At 73.1% G+C, this 14,835-nt stretch carries 19 protein-coding genes and 2 tRNA genes; 13 read left to right on the forward strand and 8 right to left on the reverse strand.

Features of this window, described 5'->3' with window-relative positions:
- Positions 1 to 7: 7 nt before the first annotated feature.
- Positions 8 to 508 (forward strand): ribose-5-phosphate isomerase, encoded by a 501-nt coding sequence (locus ABEA81_RS11030; RefSeq protein ID WP_345604855.1) that lies wholly within the window; start codon positions 8 to 10, stop codon positions 506 to 508.
- Between the two features lie 8 nt (positions 509 to 516).
- Positions 517 to 1,380: an Fpg/Nei family DNA glycosylase gene (locus ABEA81_RS11035; RefSeq protein ID WP_345604856.1), complete on the forward strand. Its 864-nt coding sequence runs from the start codon at positions 517 to 519 to the stop codon at positions 1,378 to 1,380.
- On the opposite strand, the gene ABEA81_RS11040 is transcribed toward ABEA81_RS11035, so the two are convergent.
- Positions 1,343 to 2,548: a cytochrome P450 family protein gene (locus ABEA81_RS11040; RefSeq protein WP_345604857.1), complete on the reverse strand. Its 1,206-nt coding sequence runs from the start codon at positions 2,546 to 2,548 to the stop codon at positions 1,343 to 1,345. The genes ABEA81_RS11035 and ABEA81_RS11040 overlap by 38 nt on opposite strands.
- 71 nt (positions 2,549 to 2,619) lie before the next feature.
- Complete coding sequence (locus ABEA81_RS11045; RefSeq protein ID WP_345604858.1) at positions 2,620 to 3,510, reverse strand: sigma-70 family RNA polymerase sigma factor; 891 nt, start codon at positions 3,508 to 3,510, stop codon at positions 2,620 to 2,622.
- Positions 3,511 to 3,584: 74 nt separating this feature from the next.
- On the opposite strand from ABEA81_RS11045, the gene ABEA81_RS11050 reads away from it, so the two are divergent.
- The gene (locus ABEA81_RS11050; protein ID WP_345604859.1) at positions 3,585 to 3,764 is read left to right on the forward strand and encodes a carboxymuconolactone decarboxylase family protein; all 180 of its coding nucleotides are present in this window, start codon (positions 3,585 to 3,587) and stop codon (positions 3,762 to 3,764) included.
- A gap of 53 nt (positions 3,765 to 3,817) precedes the next feature.
- On the opposite strand, the gene ABEA81_RS11055 is transcribed toward ABEA81_RS11050, so the two are convergent.
- Positions 3,818 to 4,579 carry a hypothetical protein gene (locus ABEA81_RS11055; protein ID WP_345604860.1) on the reverse strand — a complete coding sequence of 254 codons (762 nt, stop codon included), beginning with the start codon at positions 4,577 to 4,579 and terminating at the stop codon, positions 3,818 to 3,820.
- A 107-nt stretch (positions 4,580 to 4,686) separates the two neighbouring features.
- On the opposite strand from ABEA81_RS11055, the gene ABEA81_RS11060 reads away from it, so the two are divergent.
- Entirely contained in the window at positions 4,687 to 5,436 is a 750-nt protein-coding gene (locus ABEA81_RS11060) for an HAD-IIA family hydrolase (protein WP_345605053.1), read from the forward strand.
- Between the two features lie 243 nt (positions 5,437 to 5,679).
- A complete protein-coding gene (locus ABEA81_RS11065; protein WP_345604861.1) occupies positions 5,680 to 5,835 on the forward strand; it encodes a hypothetical protein in 156 nt (51 codons plus the stop codon).
- Between the two features lies 1 nt (position 5,836).
- On the opposite strand, the gene ABEA81_RS11070 is transcribed toward ABEA81_RS11065, so the two are convergent.
- On the reverse strand, positions 5,837 to 6,325 hold the full coding sequence (locus tag ABEA81_RS11070) for a GNAT family N-acetyltransferase (RefSeq protein WP_345604862.1): 489 nt from the start codon (positions 6,323 to 6,325) through the stop codon (positions 5,837 to 5,839).
- Positions 6,326 to 6,374: 49 nt separating this feature from the next.
- On the opposite strand from ABEA81_RS11070, the gene ABEA81_RS11075 reads away from it, so the two are divergent.
- The 3 genes from ABEA81_RS11075 to ABEA81_RS11085 all read left to right on the forward strand — a co-directional run bounded on the left by ABEA81_RS11075 (position 6,375) and on the right by ABEA81_RS11085 (position 8,069).
- Positions 6,375 to 6,941 (forward strand): TetR/AcrR family transcriptional regulator, encoded by a 567-nt coding sequence (locus tag ABEA81_RS11075; protein ID WP_345604863.1) that lies wholly within the window; start codon positions 6,375 to 6,377, stop codon positions 6,939 to 6,941.
- Between the two features lie 67 nt (positions 6,942 to 7,008).
- Complete coding sequence (locus ABEA81_RS11080; RefSeq protein WP_345604864.1) at positions 7,009 to 7,719, forward strand: Mut7-C RNAse domain-containing protein; 711 nt, start codon at positions 7,009 to 7,011, stop codon at positions 7,717 to 7,719.
- A 5-nt stretch (positions 7,720 to 7,724) separates the two neighbouring features.
- A complete protein-coding gene (locus tag ABEA81_RS11085) occupies positions 7,725 to 8,069 on the forward strand; it encodes a VOC family protein (RefSeq protein ID WP_345604865.1) in 345 nt (114 codons plus the stop codon).
- Positions 8,070 to 8,187: 118 nt separating this feature from the next.
- On the opposite strand, the gene ABEA81_RS11090 is transcribed toward ABEA81_RS11085, so the two are convergent.
- Both ABEA81_RS11090 and ABEA81_RS11095 read right to left on the reverse strand, forming a co-directional pair.
- Positions 8,188 to 8,844: an RraA family protein gene (locus ABEA81_RS11090; protein WP_345604866.1), complete on the reverse strand. Its 657-nt coding sequence runs from the start codon at positions 8,842 to 8,844 to the stop codon at positions 8,188 to 8,190.
- A complete protein-coding gene (locus ABEA81_RS11095) occupies positions 8,841 to 9,719 on the reverse strand; it encodes an alpha/beta fold hydrolase (protein WP_345604868.1) in 879 nt (292 codons plus the stop codon). Before ABEA81_RS11095 ends, ABEA81_RS11090 begins: the two co-directional genes overlap by 4 nt.
- A 165-nt stretch (positions 9,720 to 9,884) precedes the next feature.
- Here ABEA81_RS11095 and ABEA81_RS11100 point away from each other — a divergent pair, with 165 nt between their 5' ends.
- Both ABEA81_RS11100 and ABEA81_RS11105 read left to right on the forward strand, forming a co-directional pair.
- Positions 9,885 to 10,532, forward strand: a complete 648-nt coding sequence (locus ABEA81_RS11100; protein ID WP_345604869.1) for a class I SAM-dependent DNA methyltransferase — start codon at positions 9,885 to 9,887, stop codon at positions 10,530 to 10,532.
- A 196-nt stretch (positions 10,533 to 10,728) separates the two neighbouring features.
- Positions 10,729 to 10,869, forward strand: coding sequence for a hypothetical protein (locus tag ABEA81_RS11105; protein WP_345604870.1), 141 nt, complete (start codon positions 10,729 to 10,731; stop codon positions 10,867 to 10,869).
- 265 nt (positions 10,870 to 11,134) lie between these two features.
- Here ABEA81_RS11105 and ABEA81_RS11110 read toward each other — a convergent pair whose 3' ends face one another.
- Complete coding sequence (locus ABEA81_RS11110) at positions 11,135 to 11,326, reverse strand: helix-turn-helix domain-containing protein (RefSeq protein ID WP_345604871.1); 192 nt, start codon at positions 11,324 to 11,326, stop codon at positions 11,135 to 11,137.
- A 136-nt stretch (positions 11,327 to 11,462) separates the two neighbouring features.
- Between ABEA81_RS11110 and ABEA81_RS11115 the strand changes: the two genes are divergently transcribed.
- Positions 11,463 to 11,714 carry a hypothetical protein gene (locus ABEA81_RS11115; RefSeq protein ID WP_345604872.1) on the forward strand — a complete coding sequence of 84 codons (252 nt, stop codon included), beginning with the start codon at positions 11,463 to 11,465 and terminating at the stop codon, positions 11,712 to 11,714.
- A gap of 258 nt (positions 11,715 to 11,972) precedes the next feature.
- Here the strand turns inward: ABEA81_RS11115 and ABEA81_RS11120 are convergent.
- Positions 11,973 to 12,049 (reverse strand) — tRNA-Pro (locus tag ABEA81_RS11120).
- A 94-nt stretch (positions 12,050 to 12,143) separates the two neighbouring features.
- On the opposite strand from ABEA81_RS11120, the gene ABEA81_RS11125 reads away from it, so the two are divergent.
- Both ABEA81_RS11125 and ABEA81_RS11130 read left to right on the forward strand, forming a co-directional pair.
- Positions 12,144 to 12,217, forward strand: a tRNA-Gly gene (locus ABEA81_RS11125).
- A 1,189-nt stretch (positions 12,218 to 13,406) separates the two neighbouring features.
- A complete protein-coding gene (locus tag ABEA81_RS11130; protein WP_345604873.1) occupies positions 13,407 to 14,735 on the forward strand; it encodes an MFS transporter in 1,329 nt (442 codons plus the stop codon).
- The last annotated feature ends 100 nt before the right edge of the window (positions 14,736 to 14,835 follow it).

Genomic DNA, 14,835 nt, shown 5'->3' on the forward strand with positions numbered 1-14,835 from the left:
ACGCACCGTGCGCGTGTACCTCGGTTCCGACCACGCCGGTTTCGAGCTGAAGACCCACCTGGTCGCACACCTGACCGGGCTGGGCCACGAGGCGATCGACGTCGGTCCCGCCGCGTACGACGCGGCGGACGACTACCCGCCGTTCTGCGTGGAGGCGGCCCGCCGCACCCTCGCCGACCCCGGCAGCCTCGGGGTGGTCCTGGGCGGCTCCGGCAACGGTGAGCAGATGGCGGCCAACAAGGTGCCCGGCATCCGGTGCGCGCTCGCGTGGAGCGTCGAGACCGCGAAGCTGGGCCGCCTGCACAACGACGCCCAGGTCGTCGCCGTCGGGGCCCGCATGCACTCGCTCGACGAGGCCGCGGAGATCGTCGCGACCTTCCTCGACACCCCGTTCTCGGGCGAGCCGCGCCACCAGCGGCGGATCGACCTGCTCACCGAGTACGAGCGCACCGGCGTGCCGCCCGCGCTCCCGCCCGAGCAGATCCCCGCGCCCACCACCACGACCTAGCGTCCCCAATGCCCGAAGGCCACACCCTCCACCGGCTCGCCGACCTGCACTCCCGCCGCTACGCCGGGCGCCCGGTGGCCGTCTCCAGCCCGCAGGGGCGGTTCGCGGCGAGCGCGGCGCTCGTCGACGGCCGGGTGCTGGAGCGCACCGAGGCGCACGGCAAGCACCTGTTCCACCACTACGGTCCGGACCTCGTGGTGCACGTCCACCTCGGGCTCTACGGCACGTTCGGTGAGGCGCCACTACCGACCGCGGAGCCCGTGGGACAGGTTCGGATGAGGATGGTGGGGGCCACCCATTACACCGACCTGCGCGGCGCCACGGCCTGCGAGCTCGTCACCGATGCCGAGGCCGCCGCCGTGCGCGCCCGCCTCGGTGCGGACCCGCTGCGTGCCGACGCCGACCCCGAGCGCGCGTGGGCCCGGATCTCGCGCTCGCGCGCTCCGCTCGCGACGCTGCTCATGGACCAGTCGGTGATCGCGGGCGTGGGCAACGTCTACCGGGCCGAGCTGCTGTTCCGACACCGGATCGACCCCCAGCTGCCGGGCCGGTCACTCAGCCGGGCGCACTGGGATGCGATGTGGGACGACCTCGTCGCCCTGATGCGCGAGGGTGTGCGGACCGGCCGGATCGACACCGTGGCCCCCGAACACGACCCGGAGCGCACGGGCCGGGCACCGCGTCAGGACCGGCATGGCGGCGAGGTCTACGCGTACCGCCGTGCCGGGCTGCCGTGCCTCGTCTGCGGCACCCCCATCGCGCACGCCGCGCACGCCGCCCGCAACCTGTTCTGGTGCCCGACGTGCCAGTCGGGGCGGCGCAGGCGCGCGGGCACTAGCCGAGCACGACCGGCAGCGCGACCAGCCCGTTGATGAGCAGTCCCGGGTTGCGGGTCGGTTCGGCGGCCGGGTCGGCGAGCCGGAGCCCGGGGAAGCGCGCGAGCAGCGCGCCGAGCGCGATGCACCCCTCCAGGCGGGCGAGTGGCGCTCCGAGGCAGTGGTGCAGCCCGTGGCCGAACGCCATGTGCGGGTTGGAGGGCCGCGTGACGTCGAGGCGGTCCGGTTCGGGGAAGCGCGCCGGGTCGCGGTTGGCGGCGAGCAGGGCCGGCAGCACGACGTCGCCCGCGGGGATCGTCACCCCGCCCACCTCGATGGGCGCGGCCGCGACGGCCGGGAACGCCACCTGCACCGGACCGTCGTAGCGCAGCAGCTCCTCGACGGCGGCCGGCAGCCGTTCGGGTTCGGCCCGCAGCAGTGCGAGCTGGTCGGGGTTGCTGAGCAGGGCGTACGTGCCCGAGACGATGAGGTTGACGGTGGTCTCGTGCCCGGCCACGAGCAGCAGGAGCACCATCGACGTGAGCTCGTCCTGAGAGAGCCGGTCGCCGCCCTCGTGCACCGCGATGAGCGCCGACAGCAGGTCGTCGGCGGGGTCGGCGCGCTTCGCGGCGATCAGCTCGCGCACGTAGCCGACCATGTTCCGGGCCGCGTCGACGTACACCTCGGCCGGGTGCACGTTGCCGTTGACGACGATCAACGACCAGCGCCGGAAGTCGGCGCGGTCGCCGGGCGGGATGCCGAGCAGCTCGGTGATGACGGTGATCGGCAGGGGGAACCCGAAGCCGTCCACGAGGTCGACCGGGCGTCCGTCGGCGCCTGCCGCGGCAATGTCGTCGAGCAGGGCGTCGGCGATCTCCTGGACGCGCGGCGCCAGCGCCTCGACGCGGCGAACGGTGAACGCGGCGGTCACCAGCCTGCGCAGCCGCGTGTGGTCGGGCGGATTCATGCTGAGCAGGTGCGTGTTCATCGCGGCGTTGAGCTCCGGCGGCATCGCGTCCATGTGCGGGCGGCCGCCGGCCTTGACCAGCGCCGGGTGCGCGAGCAGCTCGCGGGCCTCGGCGTACCCGGTGACCACCCACGCCGGGACGCCGGTGAACAGCACGACCTTCTGCACCGGACCGGTGGCGGCGAGCTCGGCGAAGGCGGCGTGCCGGGCCGTTCCGGTGGTCTCGGTGAACGGCGACGGCGTGGTCGATGTGGTCACCGTCACAACGTTAGCGGGCCCCGGAGGCCGGCCGTGCGGTCCTGGCCGGCACTCCGCTGAGAGCCAGCGCACTAGCCGTCGAGCACGGCGGGGTCGATCCGGGCGATCCGCTCCGGGTCGCTGACGATGTCGAGCGCGGTGATCTGCCCGCCGGCGACGGTGAACGCCGCCACCGAGACGAGCCGGCCGTCCCTGAACGCCGCGGCCCCCGGCGCGCCGTTGACCAGCGCGGGGCGGGTGAGTTCGGCGACCCGCGCGAACGTCATCGCGCCCTGGGCGACCGCCTCCCGGCCCTGGAGCACGGTGCGCGGGCGCAGCTTCCCGGCGTCGGCGCGCACCACCACGTCCGGCGCGAGGAGGGAGACGAGCGTCTCGAGGTCGCCGCCGCGGGCCGCGGCGAGGAACGCGTCCACCACGGCGCGCTGGGCGCCCGGGTCGGGGTCGGGTTCCGGGTGGGCGCCGCGCACCCGGCGGCGGGCTCGGCTGGCCAGCTGCCGGGTGGCGGCCTCGGAGCGGTCGAGGACGGGGGCGATCTCGTCGAACGGCATCGAGAACATGTCGTGCAGTACGAACGCGAGGCGCTCGGCGGGGCTCAGCGTCTCCAGGACGACGAGCAGCGCGAGGCCGACCGAGTCCGCGAGCACCGCCTCCTTCTCCGGATCGGGCGTGATGGCGTGCTCAGCGGGCGCGAGGACCAGGTCGGGTACGTGCGCGTCCAGCGACTCCTCGCGGCGCTGGTTGCGGGACCGCAGGACGTTGAGGCAGATGCGCGCGACGACGGTGGTGAGCCACCCGCCGAGGTTGTCCACCCCTGCCGTGTCCGCGCGGGTGGTGCGCAGCCACGCCTCCTGCACGGCGTCGTCGGCCTCGGCGTGGGATCCGAGCATCCGGTAGGCCACCGCCTTGAGATGGCCGCGGTGTTCCTCGAACCGCTCGACCAGGAAGTCCTCGTGCCCGTCCACCTGTCACATCCTTCCGTCTCCGCGTGTCGGTGCTCTGACCCACCGAGGGACACCGATGTGACAGGAGGCGTCCCATGCGCATGACGAACCCGGCCTTCGTGCCGCCGGACGCGATGAAGGGCATCGAGCAGCTGCTCAGGGCGACGACGCAGGGCGGGGTGCCGCAGCGCACGCTCGAGCTGGTGGGACTGCGGGTCAGCCGGATCAACGGCTGCGCCGCGTGCATCCAGGGTCACGTGCCCGAGGCCGCCTGACGAGGGGTCGTGAGTGGATACGAGTGCCCGGGCACTCGTATCCACTCACGAGATCAGAAGTCGCCGAACCCGCCGTCGAAGCCGCCGCCGTCGAACCCGCCGGGGTCGCCCATGTCGGCGCCGACGTCGCCCTGCGCGTCGTCGGCGCCGGCACCGTCGAAGCCACCGTCGGCCGCGGCCCCGTCGGCGAACCCGTCGGCGTAGGCCACGCCGGACATGCCGGAGAACATCGCGCTGAACAGCAGGGCCGACCCGACCCCCCACGCGCCCGCGACGAGGGCGGGCCTCCACCACGGCTCCGAGTACCAGCCCTGGGGAACGGGCCTGCCGGCCACGGTGCCGCCGGGGTAGTAGTGCTGGTTGCGGGCCGACGGCACCGGCGACGCGCCGTACGAGTGGCCCTCCACCTCGACCTCGCGCTCCTCGGTGACGGCGCCCGCGCGCTGCTGGCCGGGGAGCGGGGGAAGCTCGGGGCCCGGGTCGATGCCCATCGCGGTGCGGGCCGCGCGGACGTAGTAGAGGCCCTCGCGGGCGGTCTCGGTGACCTGGCGTGCCTGGGCGACGCTGCGCGCCTGCTCCATCTGGGAGCCTGCGGCGTTGTAGCGCTCCGCGGCGTCGGCGATGGCCTGCTTGGACGCGTCGTCAGTGCCGACGAGGTTGAGCACCTGGCCGCCCAGCCGCTCCACCCAGCGCCGGGCCTCGGACCTGGCGTCCTCCAGCTCGCGGGCCTGGGCGGCGTTGCGCTGGCGGATGAGCCATGCGACGCCCACCACGACCAGGGCGATGACGACGATGGTCAGGATCGTGCCCGTCACTCGAACCACTCCTCACCGGTGCCGGTCATCCGGTCAACGCAGGTGGGCCCCGCCGCGTTCCAATAGGCTGCCCAGCCGTGGCCGATGCCAAGCCGATCGAGTGCTGGATGACCGACATGGACGGTGTCCTCGTGCACGAGGGCCGCCTGATCCCCGGTGCCGACGAGTTCATCATCCGCCTGCGCGACACGGGCAGGCCGTTCCTCGTGCTCACCAACAACTCGATCTACACGCCGCGAGACCTGCAGTTCCGCCTGCGCAACAGCGGGATCGACCTGCCGGTGGAGTCGATCTGGACCTCGGCGCTCGCCACCGCGAGCTTCCTGGACGACCAGCGGCCGCAGGGCAGCGCCTACGTCGTGGGCGAGGCCGGGCTCACCACGGCCCTGCACGAGATCGGCTACGTGCTGACCGACAACGCGCCCGACTACGTCGTGCTGGGGGAGACGCGCACCTACAGCTTCGAGGCGGTGACCACCGCGATCCGGCTGATCAAGCGCGGTGCGCGGTGGGTGGCCACGAACCCGGACCCGACCGGGCCGTCGGTGGACGGGATCCTGCCGGCCACCGGTGCCGTGGCCGCGCTGATCAGCAGGGCCACCGGGGTCGAGCCCTACTTCATCGGCAAGCCCAACTCGCTCATGATGCGGGCGGCGCTGAACCGGCTGGAGGCGCACTCGGAGACGACGGTGATGATCGGCGACCGGATGGACACCGACATCATCGCCGGGCTCGAGGCGGGGATGCGCACGGTGCTGGTGCTCACCGGGATCACCCAGGCCGACGAGGTCGAGCGCTTCCCGTACCGCCCCAACCGCGTGGTGGCCTCGATCGCGGACCTCGTGGACGAGGTCTGAACGGTTTCCTGGCCGGACCCGCGCCACGCGGGCACGTCGGCGCGGGTCCGGGGCCGTCGAGGAGGGGAATCTCCGGCCGGGCGTGGCGCCGGGGACGCGCGCGGGCCCAGCGCGCCCGCGCGGGTCCCGTGGTCAACCCCACCCCCGCGCATCCACTCGTGGCACGCCGAGCGGGTGTTACTCCCAGTGTGCGGGTCGGCGCGCATCGCTCGGAATGACAGTGGTGTGATTTAGCATCGTGCCATGGACACGACGATCACGACCGGATGGTGGGGTTGCACCGGCTGCGGCGTCGAGGCCGAGCTGCCCGTCACGGCGACAGCCGGCTGCGAGGTGCCCTGCCCGGACTGCGGGGAGCCGATGACCGAGAAGTGGCGGTGGGACGCCATGGCCGCATAGCTCACAGCTCCAGCTGGTAGTCCTGCCCCACGAGGTCGGCGCCGAAGCTGTGGTGCGGCTCCTCGGCCACGAGCCGGAAGCCTGCGGCGAGGTAGATCCGCCGGGCGGCGGCCAGCACGTCGTTCGTCCACAGCCGCACGCGCCGGTAGCCCGCGTCGCGGGCGAAGGCCACGCAGGTGTCCACGAGCCGGGTGCCGACCCCATGGCCGCGGGCGTCCGGGTGCACGAGCAGGATCCGCAGCTTCGCGGTGCCCGGCTCGTCGCCTGCCACGCAGAAGATGCAGCCCACGCGCCTGCCGTCGAGCTCGGCGATCCAGGCGCGCTCGCGCGCCGCGTCGTGGTTCTCGCCGAAGTCGGCCACGATCCTGGCCACGAGCGCCTCGAACGAGCCGTCCCAGCCGAACTCCGCCGCGTACTGCTCGCCGTGGGCGAGCACCACCCATCCCAGGTCACCCGGCTGCCCGAGCTCGCGGATCCGCACCTCACCCATCGCTTGCCCTCCGTGGACTGAAACAACTGTTTCAGTGCAGACTGGCGTCATGAGCGCCGATCCGCAAGTCCCCTCACCCCGCCGGGAGGAGTTGCTGGAGCTGGCGTACGCCTACGTCCTCCGCAACGGCATGGCGGCGATGTCGCTGCGCCCGCTCGCCGAGGCCGTGGGGTCGAGCCCGCGCGTGCTGCTGTACCTGTTCGGCTCCAAGGACGGCCTCGTCCAGGCCCTCCTCGCCCGGTCGCGCACCGAGGAGCTCGCGCTGCTCGCCGACGTGCGGGCGGCAGGCGGCGGGCCTGCGGACGTCCTCGATCGGCTCTGGGAGTGGCTCGCCGCGCCACACCGGCGCGACCTGTTGCGCCTCTGGGCGGAGGGCTACGCCCGGTCGGTCGTGGAGCCGGACGGGCCGTGGGCCGGCTTCGCCGCGCAGAGCGTCCACGACTGGATCGACGTCCTCGCCGAGGTGCTCGGCCCAGCGGGCGACCCGACAGCGGTGCTCGCGACGCTGCGCGGCGCCCTGCTGGACCTACTGGCGACCGGTGACGAGGAGCGGACGAGGGCGGGGGTGCGCGCCGGACTGCAGCAAGGTGGCCTTACTCCGGTTCAACCGGAGTAAGGCCACCTTGCTGCGGGCTCGTGGTCGGCGTCGACCACCACCTCGGCCGGGTGTTCACTCGACCGTGATGCACGTGGTGGTCCGGCCCGCCCAGCAGCTGTGGCTGTTCCTCCCGCCGCGTCGCCGGCGGGAGGAGATCGTGGTGCCCTACGACGGCAGCGCGTCGCTCGGGCACGTCGTCCAGTCCCTCGGCGTCCCGCTGACCGAGGTGGCGCCGCCCGCGGTCGACGGGGCCCCCTCCGAGGTGACGCGCCGGCCGCACGAGGCCGCCGTGATCGAGCTCGAGCCGCCGCCCCGCCCCCAGCCGCTGCCCGACGGAGCCCGGTTCCTGCTCGACGTCCACCTCGGGTCGCTCGCCAGGCGGCTGCGGCTGCTGGGCGTCGACACCGCCTACGACAACCCGGCCGACGACGACGAGCTCGTCGAGCGGGCCGGCCGGGAGCGCCGGGTCCTGCTCACCCAGGACCGCGGGCTGCTGATGCGGCGCACGTTGCGGGCGGGCGCGTACGTGCGAGGCCACGGGGCGGACGCGCAGCTCGCCGACGTGCTGGACCGGTTCGCGCCCCCGCTCGCGCCGTGGACGCGCTGCTCCGCCTGCAACGGCGAGCTCGCCCGCGTGCCGAAGGACGAGGTCGTCGACCTCCTCGAACCCGGCACCCGGCGGTGCTACGAGCGGTTCTCCCGATGCCGGACCTGCGGCCGCGTGTACTGGCGCGGCGCGCACGGGAGGCGGCTCGACGCCGTCGTCGCGGACGCCCTCCGAACGCGTCCATCATGACCGCCATGACGTCCTTCGTGTTCAACGTGACCTTCGACTGCGCCGACCCGCGCCGCGTCGCCGCGTTCTGGGCCGGGGTCACCGGGTACGAGACGGCCGAGGAGCGGCCGGACTTCGTACGGCTGCGCGCGACCGACCCCCGCGGCGTCCGCCACCTGCTCTTCTTCCAGGTGCCCGAACCCAAGGCGGGCAAGAACCGGGTGCACGTCGACCTCGCCACCCGCGACCCGGACGCCGAGATCGCCCGCCTCGTCGCCCTCGGCGCCACCCGTGGCGAGCACCGCTCCGGCAACGGGGCAAGCTGGACGGTCATGCGCGACCCCGAGGGCAACGAGTTCTGCATCGGGTAGCGGGCCCGGCACGTCGGTCACGTCGGGGACGGGGTGCCCGCCTGCCCGTTGCCCGCGCCACCCGTGTCGGCTCGCGCTACCGGTCGACAGGGCGCGCCAGCAGCGGTGCGCCGGCGCGTCAGGGCTGGAAGCGGAACGTGCTCGGCTCGCCCGCGGCGACCGCGCGCAGGTGCTCAGGGGCGTTCGTGAGCTCGTGCAGGCTGCGACCGCCGCGCATCCCGGCGGCCACCTCCGCCTCGACGCGCTCGATCTCCTCCGCCCGGTCCACGGCGGCGGCGATGCGCTCGGGCGGGGCGATGAGCACGCCGTCGTCGTCCCCGACGACGATGTCGCCGGGTCGCACCCGGACCCCGCCCACGGTCACCGGCTCCTGGACGACCGCGGGCCCGAGCGCGGGGCCCGCGGCGGGCGTCGTGCCACGAGCGAACACCGGCAGGCCGACCCGGCGCATCCCGCGCAGGTCTCGGCAGTACCCGTCGACGACGATCCCGGCGAGCCCGCGCCGGCGCCCCTCGGTGGCGAACAGCTCGCCGGAGGCGGCGAGCGGGCGGCCGTCCGTGGCCACCACGAGCACGCTGCCCGGTTCCGCGCGCCCGATCGCCTCGATCATGCCGAGCAGGTCGCCGTCGGCGCGGACCGTGAACGCGGTGCCCACCAGCGTGACGTCCGCCAGCAGCGCGTGGATCGCCGGGTCGCACACCGGCAACGTCTTGTCCGCGTCGGAGAGCGACGAGACCTGCACCCGCCCGAGCCGCGCGATCAGCTCACCCATCATCCGTCCTCCAGAAACCGTTCGAGCGCGGCCAGCGACTCCTCCGGCCGCTCCTCCACCAGGAAGTGCCCGGCGTCCAGCGCCACCCCGCGGACGTCGGCGGCGTGCTCGCGCCACACCGCCACCGGGTTGTCCGGGCCGGTCCCGACGACGCCGCGCGTGCCCCACATCGCGAGCAGCGGCGCCTGCACCCGGCGGCCGACGTCGGCGCGGTCGTGCTCCAGGTCCACCGAGGCGCCGGCCCGGTAGTCCTCCATCATGGCGTGCCGGGCGTCCGGGTCGGCGAAGACGCGCTCGTACTCGGCGACCGCCCCCGGGGCGAACGTGTCGAGCACGCCGCCCCACGTGCCGAGCAGGCGGTGCAGGTAGCCGACCGGGTCACCGGCGATGAGCCGCTCCGGCAGGTCGTAGGGCTGGATGAAGAGGAACCAGTGGTAGTAGGCCGTGGCCAGCCTGCGGTCGACGTGGGTGTAGACGTGCAGCGTCGGGAGGATGTCGAGCACCGCGAGCCGCGTGACGGCGTCCGGCGCGTCGAGCGCCATCCGGTGCGTCACGCGAGCGCCCCGGTCGTGCCCGACCACCGCGAACCGCTCGTGCCCGAGCGAGCGCATCACCGCCACCTGGTCGGCAGCCATCGCGCGGAACGAGTATCCGGCGTGGTCGTCGCCGGCGGGCGGGCGGCTGGAGTCGCCGTAACCGCGCAGGTCCGCGGCCACCACCGTGTGCCGCTGCGCCAGCGCGGGCGCCACGCGGTGCCACATCGCCGACGTCTGCGGGAACCCGTGCAGCAGCAGCACCGGTGGACCGGTGCCGCCGTGCACGGCGTTGATCGTCGCCCCGCCGGTGTCGATCCGCACGCGCTCGAACCCGTCGAACATGCCCGGGAACGTACCGGCACGGGTATGTCCCCGGTTCGTGCGAACGTCGCCGGGTGTGCCGGCGGCGAAGATCGGGCACAGAGGTGTCAGCCCGGCCGACGGATCGAACCCCCTCGCGGTCCGTCGGCCGGGCGCTGTCGTGGCCGACCCCTACCGTCTCGGAACGTGGACCCGGACGGCGGGCTGATCGACACCCGAACCTCGTACGACACGGTCGCGGCCAACTATGCAGACCTGCTCCGCGACGCACTGGCCGGATACCCGCACCTGTGCGCGGCGCTCGCGTTGTTCGCCGACACGGTTCGCGGACGTGGCCCCGTCGCGGACGTGGGTTGCGGGCCGGGCCATGTCACCGCCCACCTGCACGAGCTGGGTGTCGACGCCTTCGGAATCGACCTGTCTCCCGCGATGATCGAGGTGGCCCGCCGGGAGCACCCTGGCCTGCGGTTCGAGGTGGGCTCGATGACGCACCTCGATCTCCCCGACGCCTCGGTCGCCGGCCTGCTCGGCTGGTGGTCGCTGGTCCACGTCCCCGACGACGCGATCCGCACGGTTCTCGACCACTTCCACCGCGTGCTGCGCCCCGGCGCGCCGCTGCTGCTCGGCTTCCACGCGGGCGACGGATCGCGGCTCAAGACGGAGGGCTACGGCGGCCTCCCCACGAAGGTGCACGTCCACCGCCGCCCGCCCGGCCGGGTGCGCGCCTGGCTGCGCGACACCGGTTTCGCCGTCGAGGCCGAGACACTGCTCGATCCCGACGAGGGTTCTCCCGGGGCGATCGTCTTCGCGCGTCGCGCAGTAGGCCCGAGTTGATCAGGGCGCTCCTAGGGTACCGGGGATGGAGTCGATCCGGGTCCCGGCCGATCCGGCCGCTCCCACGGCCATCCGCGTGGCCGCGACGCGCGGCCTGGTGGAGCCGGCGGCTACGTGCGGCGCAGGAGTTCGAGGTGGGGGTTCGAGCACACGCCGTCCCAGCGTCGACTCGCCCCAGGTTGGTGACCAAGGGCAGATGCTGCTCGCGGAGATCGACTGGCGACCATCCCCCTTGATCGACGACAGCCGGGCCCCGGAGATGTTGCGCTCCGACCGGCTCACCCCGGCCGAGCTGGCCGACGAGGTGCTGGCCATGGTCGCGGTGCCCCACGGGTAGCACGGCGAGCGGAAGCCGGTCGGCCGCACGTCACGGTGGCCGGCACAGCCCGGAGATCACCCGGGCCGACCCTGACCTGGTCGGGTGGCGGGATTCGAGCCGACGGCCCCTTGCTCCCGAAGCCTCGACTGAGGTCTGCGGCCAGCGGGGATGATCGCTACCCGACGTCGCCAGCTCCCCGTTGCCGGTGCATGACCGGCGGCCCATAGGCGCGCGGTTGACCGTGAGGGGAGCGGCCTCCTGCGGATGGTGTGTCCGCCGACGCCTACTCGGGCCGAGTCCGGAGCCGTAGAAGTTGCTCGCGGAGTTCCTCGACGTCCCATAGGTACCGACCACCTGGACTCACCATGGTCGGCTTGACGAGGCCGTCTTTGGCCCACCTGGACAGCGACCGTGGCGCGACCCGCAAGGCGCGCGCCGCCTCGCCGGTTGTCACCAGCCGATCCTCGTCCGCCATGCCCCGACGCTACGTCGCACACACGGCCTGAGCAGCTCAGACGGCCTGTCATGCCCCTGTGACATGAGTGGCCTGAATGGCCTATCTTGGGCTTGTGGCGTTCTGGTGGACAGAGACCCCTGGAGGCGGTTGCGCTATGGGCGAGGCGGCAGACGAGGCAGACGCGCGGCTAGCGATCGCCCGGGCGCAGGGGCGGGTGTCGGTGAACTTCAGTGAGCGGAGCGGCCGCTACCGCTGGACCGTCGTCCTCGACGGCGGCAAGTCGTCGCACGGGTGGGCCGAGACGGAGGCGGACGCGTGGTGGTTCGTGAAGGAAGTGGTGAACCGCCCGTTCCGCGGGACGCACCACCGGAAGCCCCGCGGCCTTTTCGGCTTGCCGCCCGCGTAGCTGACCCCGGACGGACCTCTTCGCTCGGCTCGTGCCGGAGTTGGGCTGTGGGGGCGTCGTCGTGTCCAGGATCACGCTCGACCGGCTGTGGCGCAGGTCGGTCGAGCACAGGTGAGCCACTGCCCGGACCGCGAGGGAGGACAGCGCGGAGCCGGACAGCGCTGACGGGAAGCGAGGGGACATCAGAGCCGTGTGGCGGCCCCGCGCCGTGCTACTGTCCGTGCAGAGAAGGCGCTGACCAGGGCAAACGCCCTGACCTGGTCGGGGTGGCGGGATTTGAACCCACGGCCCCTCGCTCCCAAAGCGAGTGCGCTACCAAGCTGCGCCACACCCCGTTGGAGGGGAGTCTAAGCGGCGCCCTGCGCGCCGGGACACCGGATACCGGGTGGCTCCGAGGGCAGCCGCGTGGTCCGGTAGCCTCGGGGGCATGCGGGCGTAGCTCAATGGTAGAGCCCCAGTCTTCCAAACTGGCTACGCGGGTTCGATTCCCGTCGCCCGCTCCAACCCGCTGACCAGCACGAACGGCGCCCGCCTCCGATCATGGAAGCGGGCGTCGATCCGTCTCGTGCGATCGGTGTGCGATTAGCCGGCGTCAGTGGGCCACATGCTCGTTTGGGGAGGAGCACCCCGACCCCCGCCTCGCGACCGGCTCATGATCATCGGAGGTGGTGCCAGGACGCCGGCGCCGGACCCGGCACGCCGGATCCGGCGCCCCGATACCACTCCGGGTGATCATCGACCGGATCGGACACCGGCACGCAGCGTCCGCTCGGTCGGCTCCGCCCAGTTCGGAGCCCCTCCTGGGGGTGCGCGGTCAGGATGAGCGCGACGGTTTCGAGGGATGGGTCATAGCGATGTCGCTGCACGGGACGGGGCATCGGGCCCAGCGGGAGGACATCCGGCAGGTGCGTCCTGGCTGAAGGACGACGCGTTCCTCGCCGGCCGAACCCGCCGGGGCAGCACCGCACTCGCGGCCGCGATCGCGGGTGGGGCGGCTCTCGGTGCAGGTACGGCGCAGGTGGCCCTCAAGGTGACCGAGATGGTCGGCCCGAAGTGCCGGCACGATGCCGTTGTCGTCGCGCGCCCGGACAGCGTGCTCCGCTGGGCCGAGATGACCGACGGGGAGACCGTCGAGCTACCCGAAGGCGCGATCGAGACGTTCGGATTGCAGCCCGCTCCTGGCACGAACGTGCAGCTCGTGATCTCGGACCTGACCGGCACGCTCACCGGCGACGCGTCGCACGGGCAGCGTCGGCATCGCGCTCTCGCAAGCGGCGTTCACGCTCCTGATGACCCTCGCCATCGTGGGCGTCGCCCCGCGTTGGCCGGGTCGACCCGGCGGCTGTGGGGCGGCCTCGCCGCCATCGCCGCGTTGGCCGCCCAGGCCTTGGCCTCCTCGTGCTCTGACGGGCCGAGCCGCGTGCGTTCCGGGCGGCCCCGGCGCAGCCTTTCGGGGTATCGGCTGCAACCGCCGCGTCAGCGTGCACGGCGCCCACGGCGGGGTGCGGATGGGGGCAGCGGCGACGCGTCGGGCCGAGCCGTGCGATCGGGGGTGCGATCAGCCTCGGTACGGCACGGTCACTCGGGGCTTCTGCGCGTCGGTCCGTGCTGCGTGGCCACGCCTCGAAGCGGCGCAGCCGCTGGGCCAAACCACTTGAGGCGTCCTGCCTGCGCTGACAAGGTCGGCCCCTTGTGTCTGCAGCAGATGCGCCAGGGAGTCGAGATCGTGGACGGTCAGAAGGGGACGAGGCACGGGTAGCCAGTACCGGCCTCGCAACTGAGCGGCCGCTCCGCTCCGTTGCGTTCCGCTGGTTCCTGGGCGGGCAGTCGATCTCGATGGCTGGCAGCGCCATGTCCCCGGTGGCCTTGGCCTTCGGCGTGCTGGAGGCCACCGACAGTGCGGCCTGGCTGGCCGCAGTCACCACTGCAGCCCTGGTCCCGATGGTTGCGTCGCTACTGCTCGGCGGGGGTGTCGCGGATCGGCACCGGCGCGACACCGTCCTCTGCCTCACCAGCCTGGGTGCTGGTCTCACCCAGGCCGGCGTCGCCTTCGTCCTCCTGACCCACCAGCATCCGGCGTTGCTGCTGCCGCTGTCCGCCCTCAACGGCGTCTTCCAGGGGCTGACCAAGCCCGCACTACGCGGCATCGTCGCGAATCTCGCGGCAGGACGCGGCATCCAGCGGGCCAGCTCCCTGCTGGCGTCCGTCGGGAACACCACGAAGATCCTCGGCCCGACGGCGGCCGGTCTGTTGACCGCTTCGGTGGGCGGCGGCTGGGCGGTCGCTGCGGACGCCGTGTCCTTCCTCGTGGCGGCCGCGTGCTTCGCCCGAATGTCCCTGCCGACGCTGCGGTCACGCACCGCGGACGACCCGACGATGCTCGGGGCGCTGCGGGAGGGCTGGGGCTACTTCAGCTCCCAGCCCTGGATCTGGGCGGTGACGGCGGCCTTCGCCGTCAACAACGCCCTCAACATGGGGGTCTGGCAGATCCTCGGCCCGGTGATCGCCAACGACACGGTCGGCGCCGAGGCCTGGGGCGTGGTGCTGAGCGCGCGCGGTGTCGGGGCGCTGCTGGCCGGCGTGGTCATGGTGAAGCTGACCGTGCGACGGCCGATGGGGCCGGCGCTGGCCGCGATGTCGCTGGCCGCCGTGCCGCTGATCCTGCTCGGCGCAGGCGTGAACACCTTCTGGTTGGCGGCGGCGTCGTTCGTGGCGGGAGTGGTTGCCGAGTTCTTCACCGTCGTGTGGGCGACCGTCACCAACACCCACATCCCGGAACGGCTGCTGTCCCGGGTTGGTGCCCAAGACGAGTTCTGGTCTTTTGTGCCCATCCCCATCGGCCAGCTGTCCGCACCCTTCCTCGCCGTGGCTTTCGGAACCGCGACGGTCGCGGTTGCCGGCGGCGCGGTAGCCGCGGTGGCGATGTTCGCGCCGCTACTCGTGCCCTCGCTACGGCGGATCGAGATCAACCGAAGCGGCGATCGACCCCCCGCGAATGCCGCGCCCCGGGAAGCGACGTAAGCGCGCGGTGACAGTCGCTCCGCGTCGTGGCGGAGTTTCCTGCCCAGCCGGTCCGCTCCGCGGGTTCGCTTCCCGTCGCCCGCTCCACCCCGCTGGCCAG

The organism is Pseudonocardia adelaidensis, assembly GCF_039543345.1.
Classification (GTDB): domain Bacteria; phylum Actinomycetota; class Actinomycetes; order Mycobacteriales; family Pseudonocardiaceae; genus Pseudonocardia; species Pseudonocardia adelaidensis.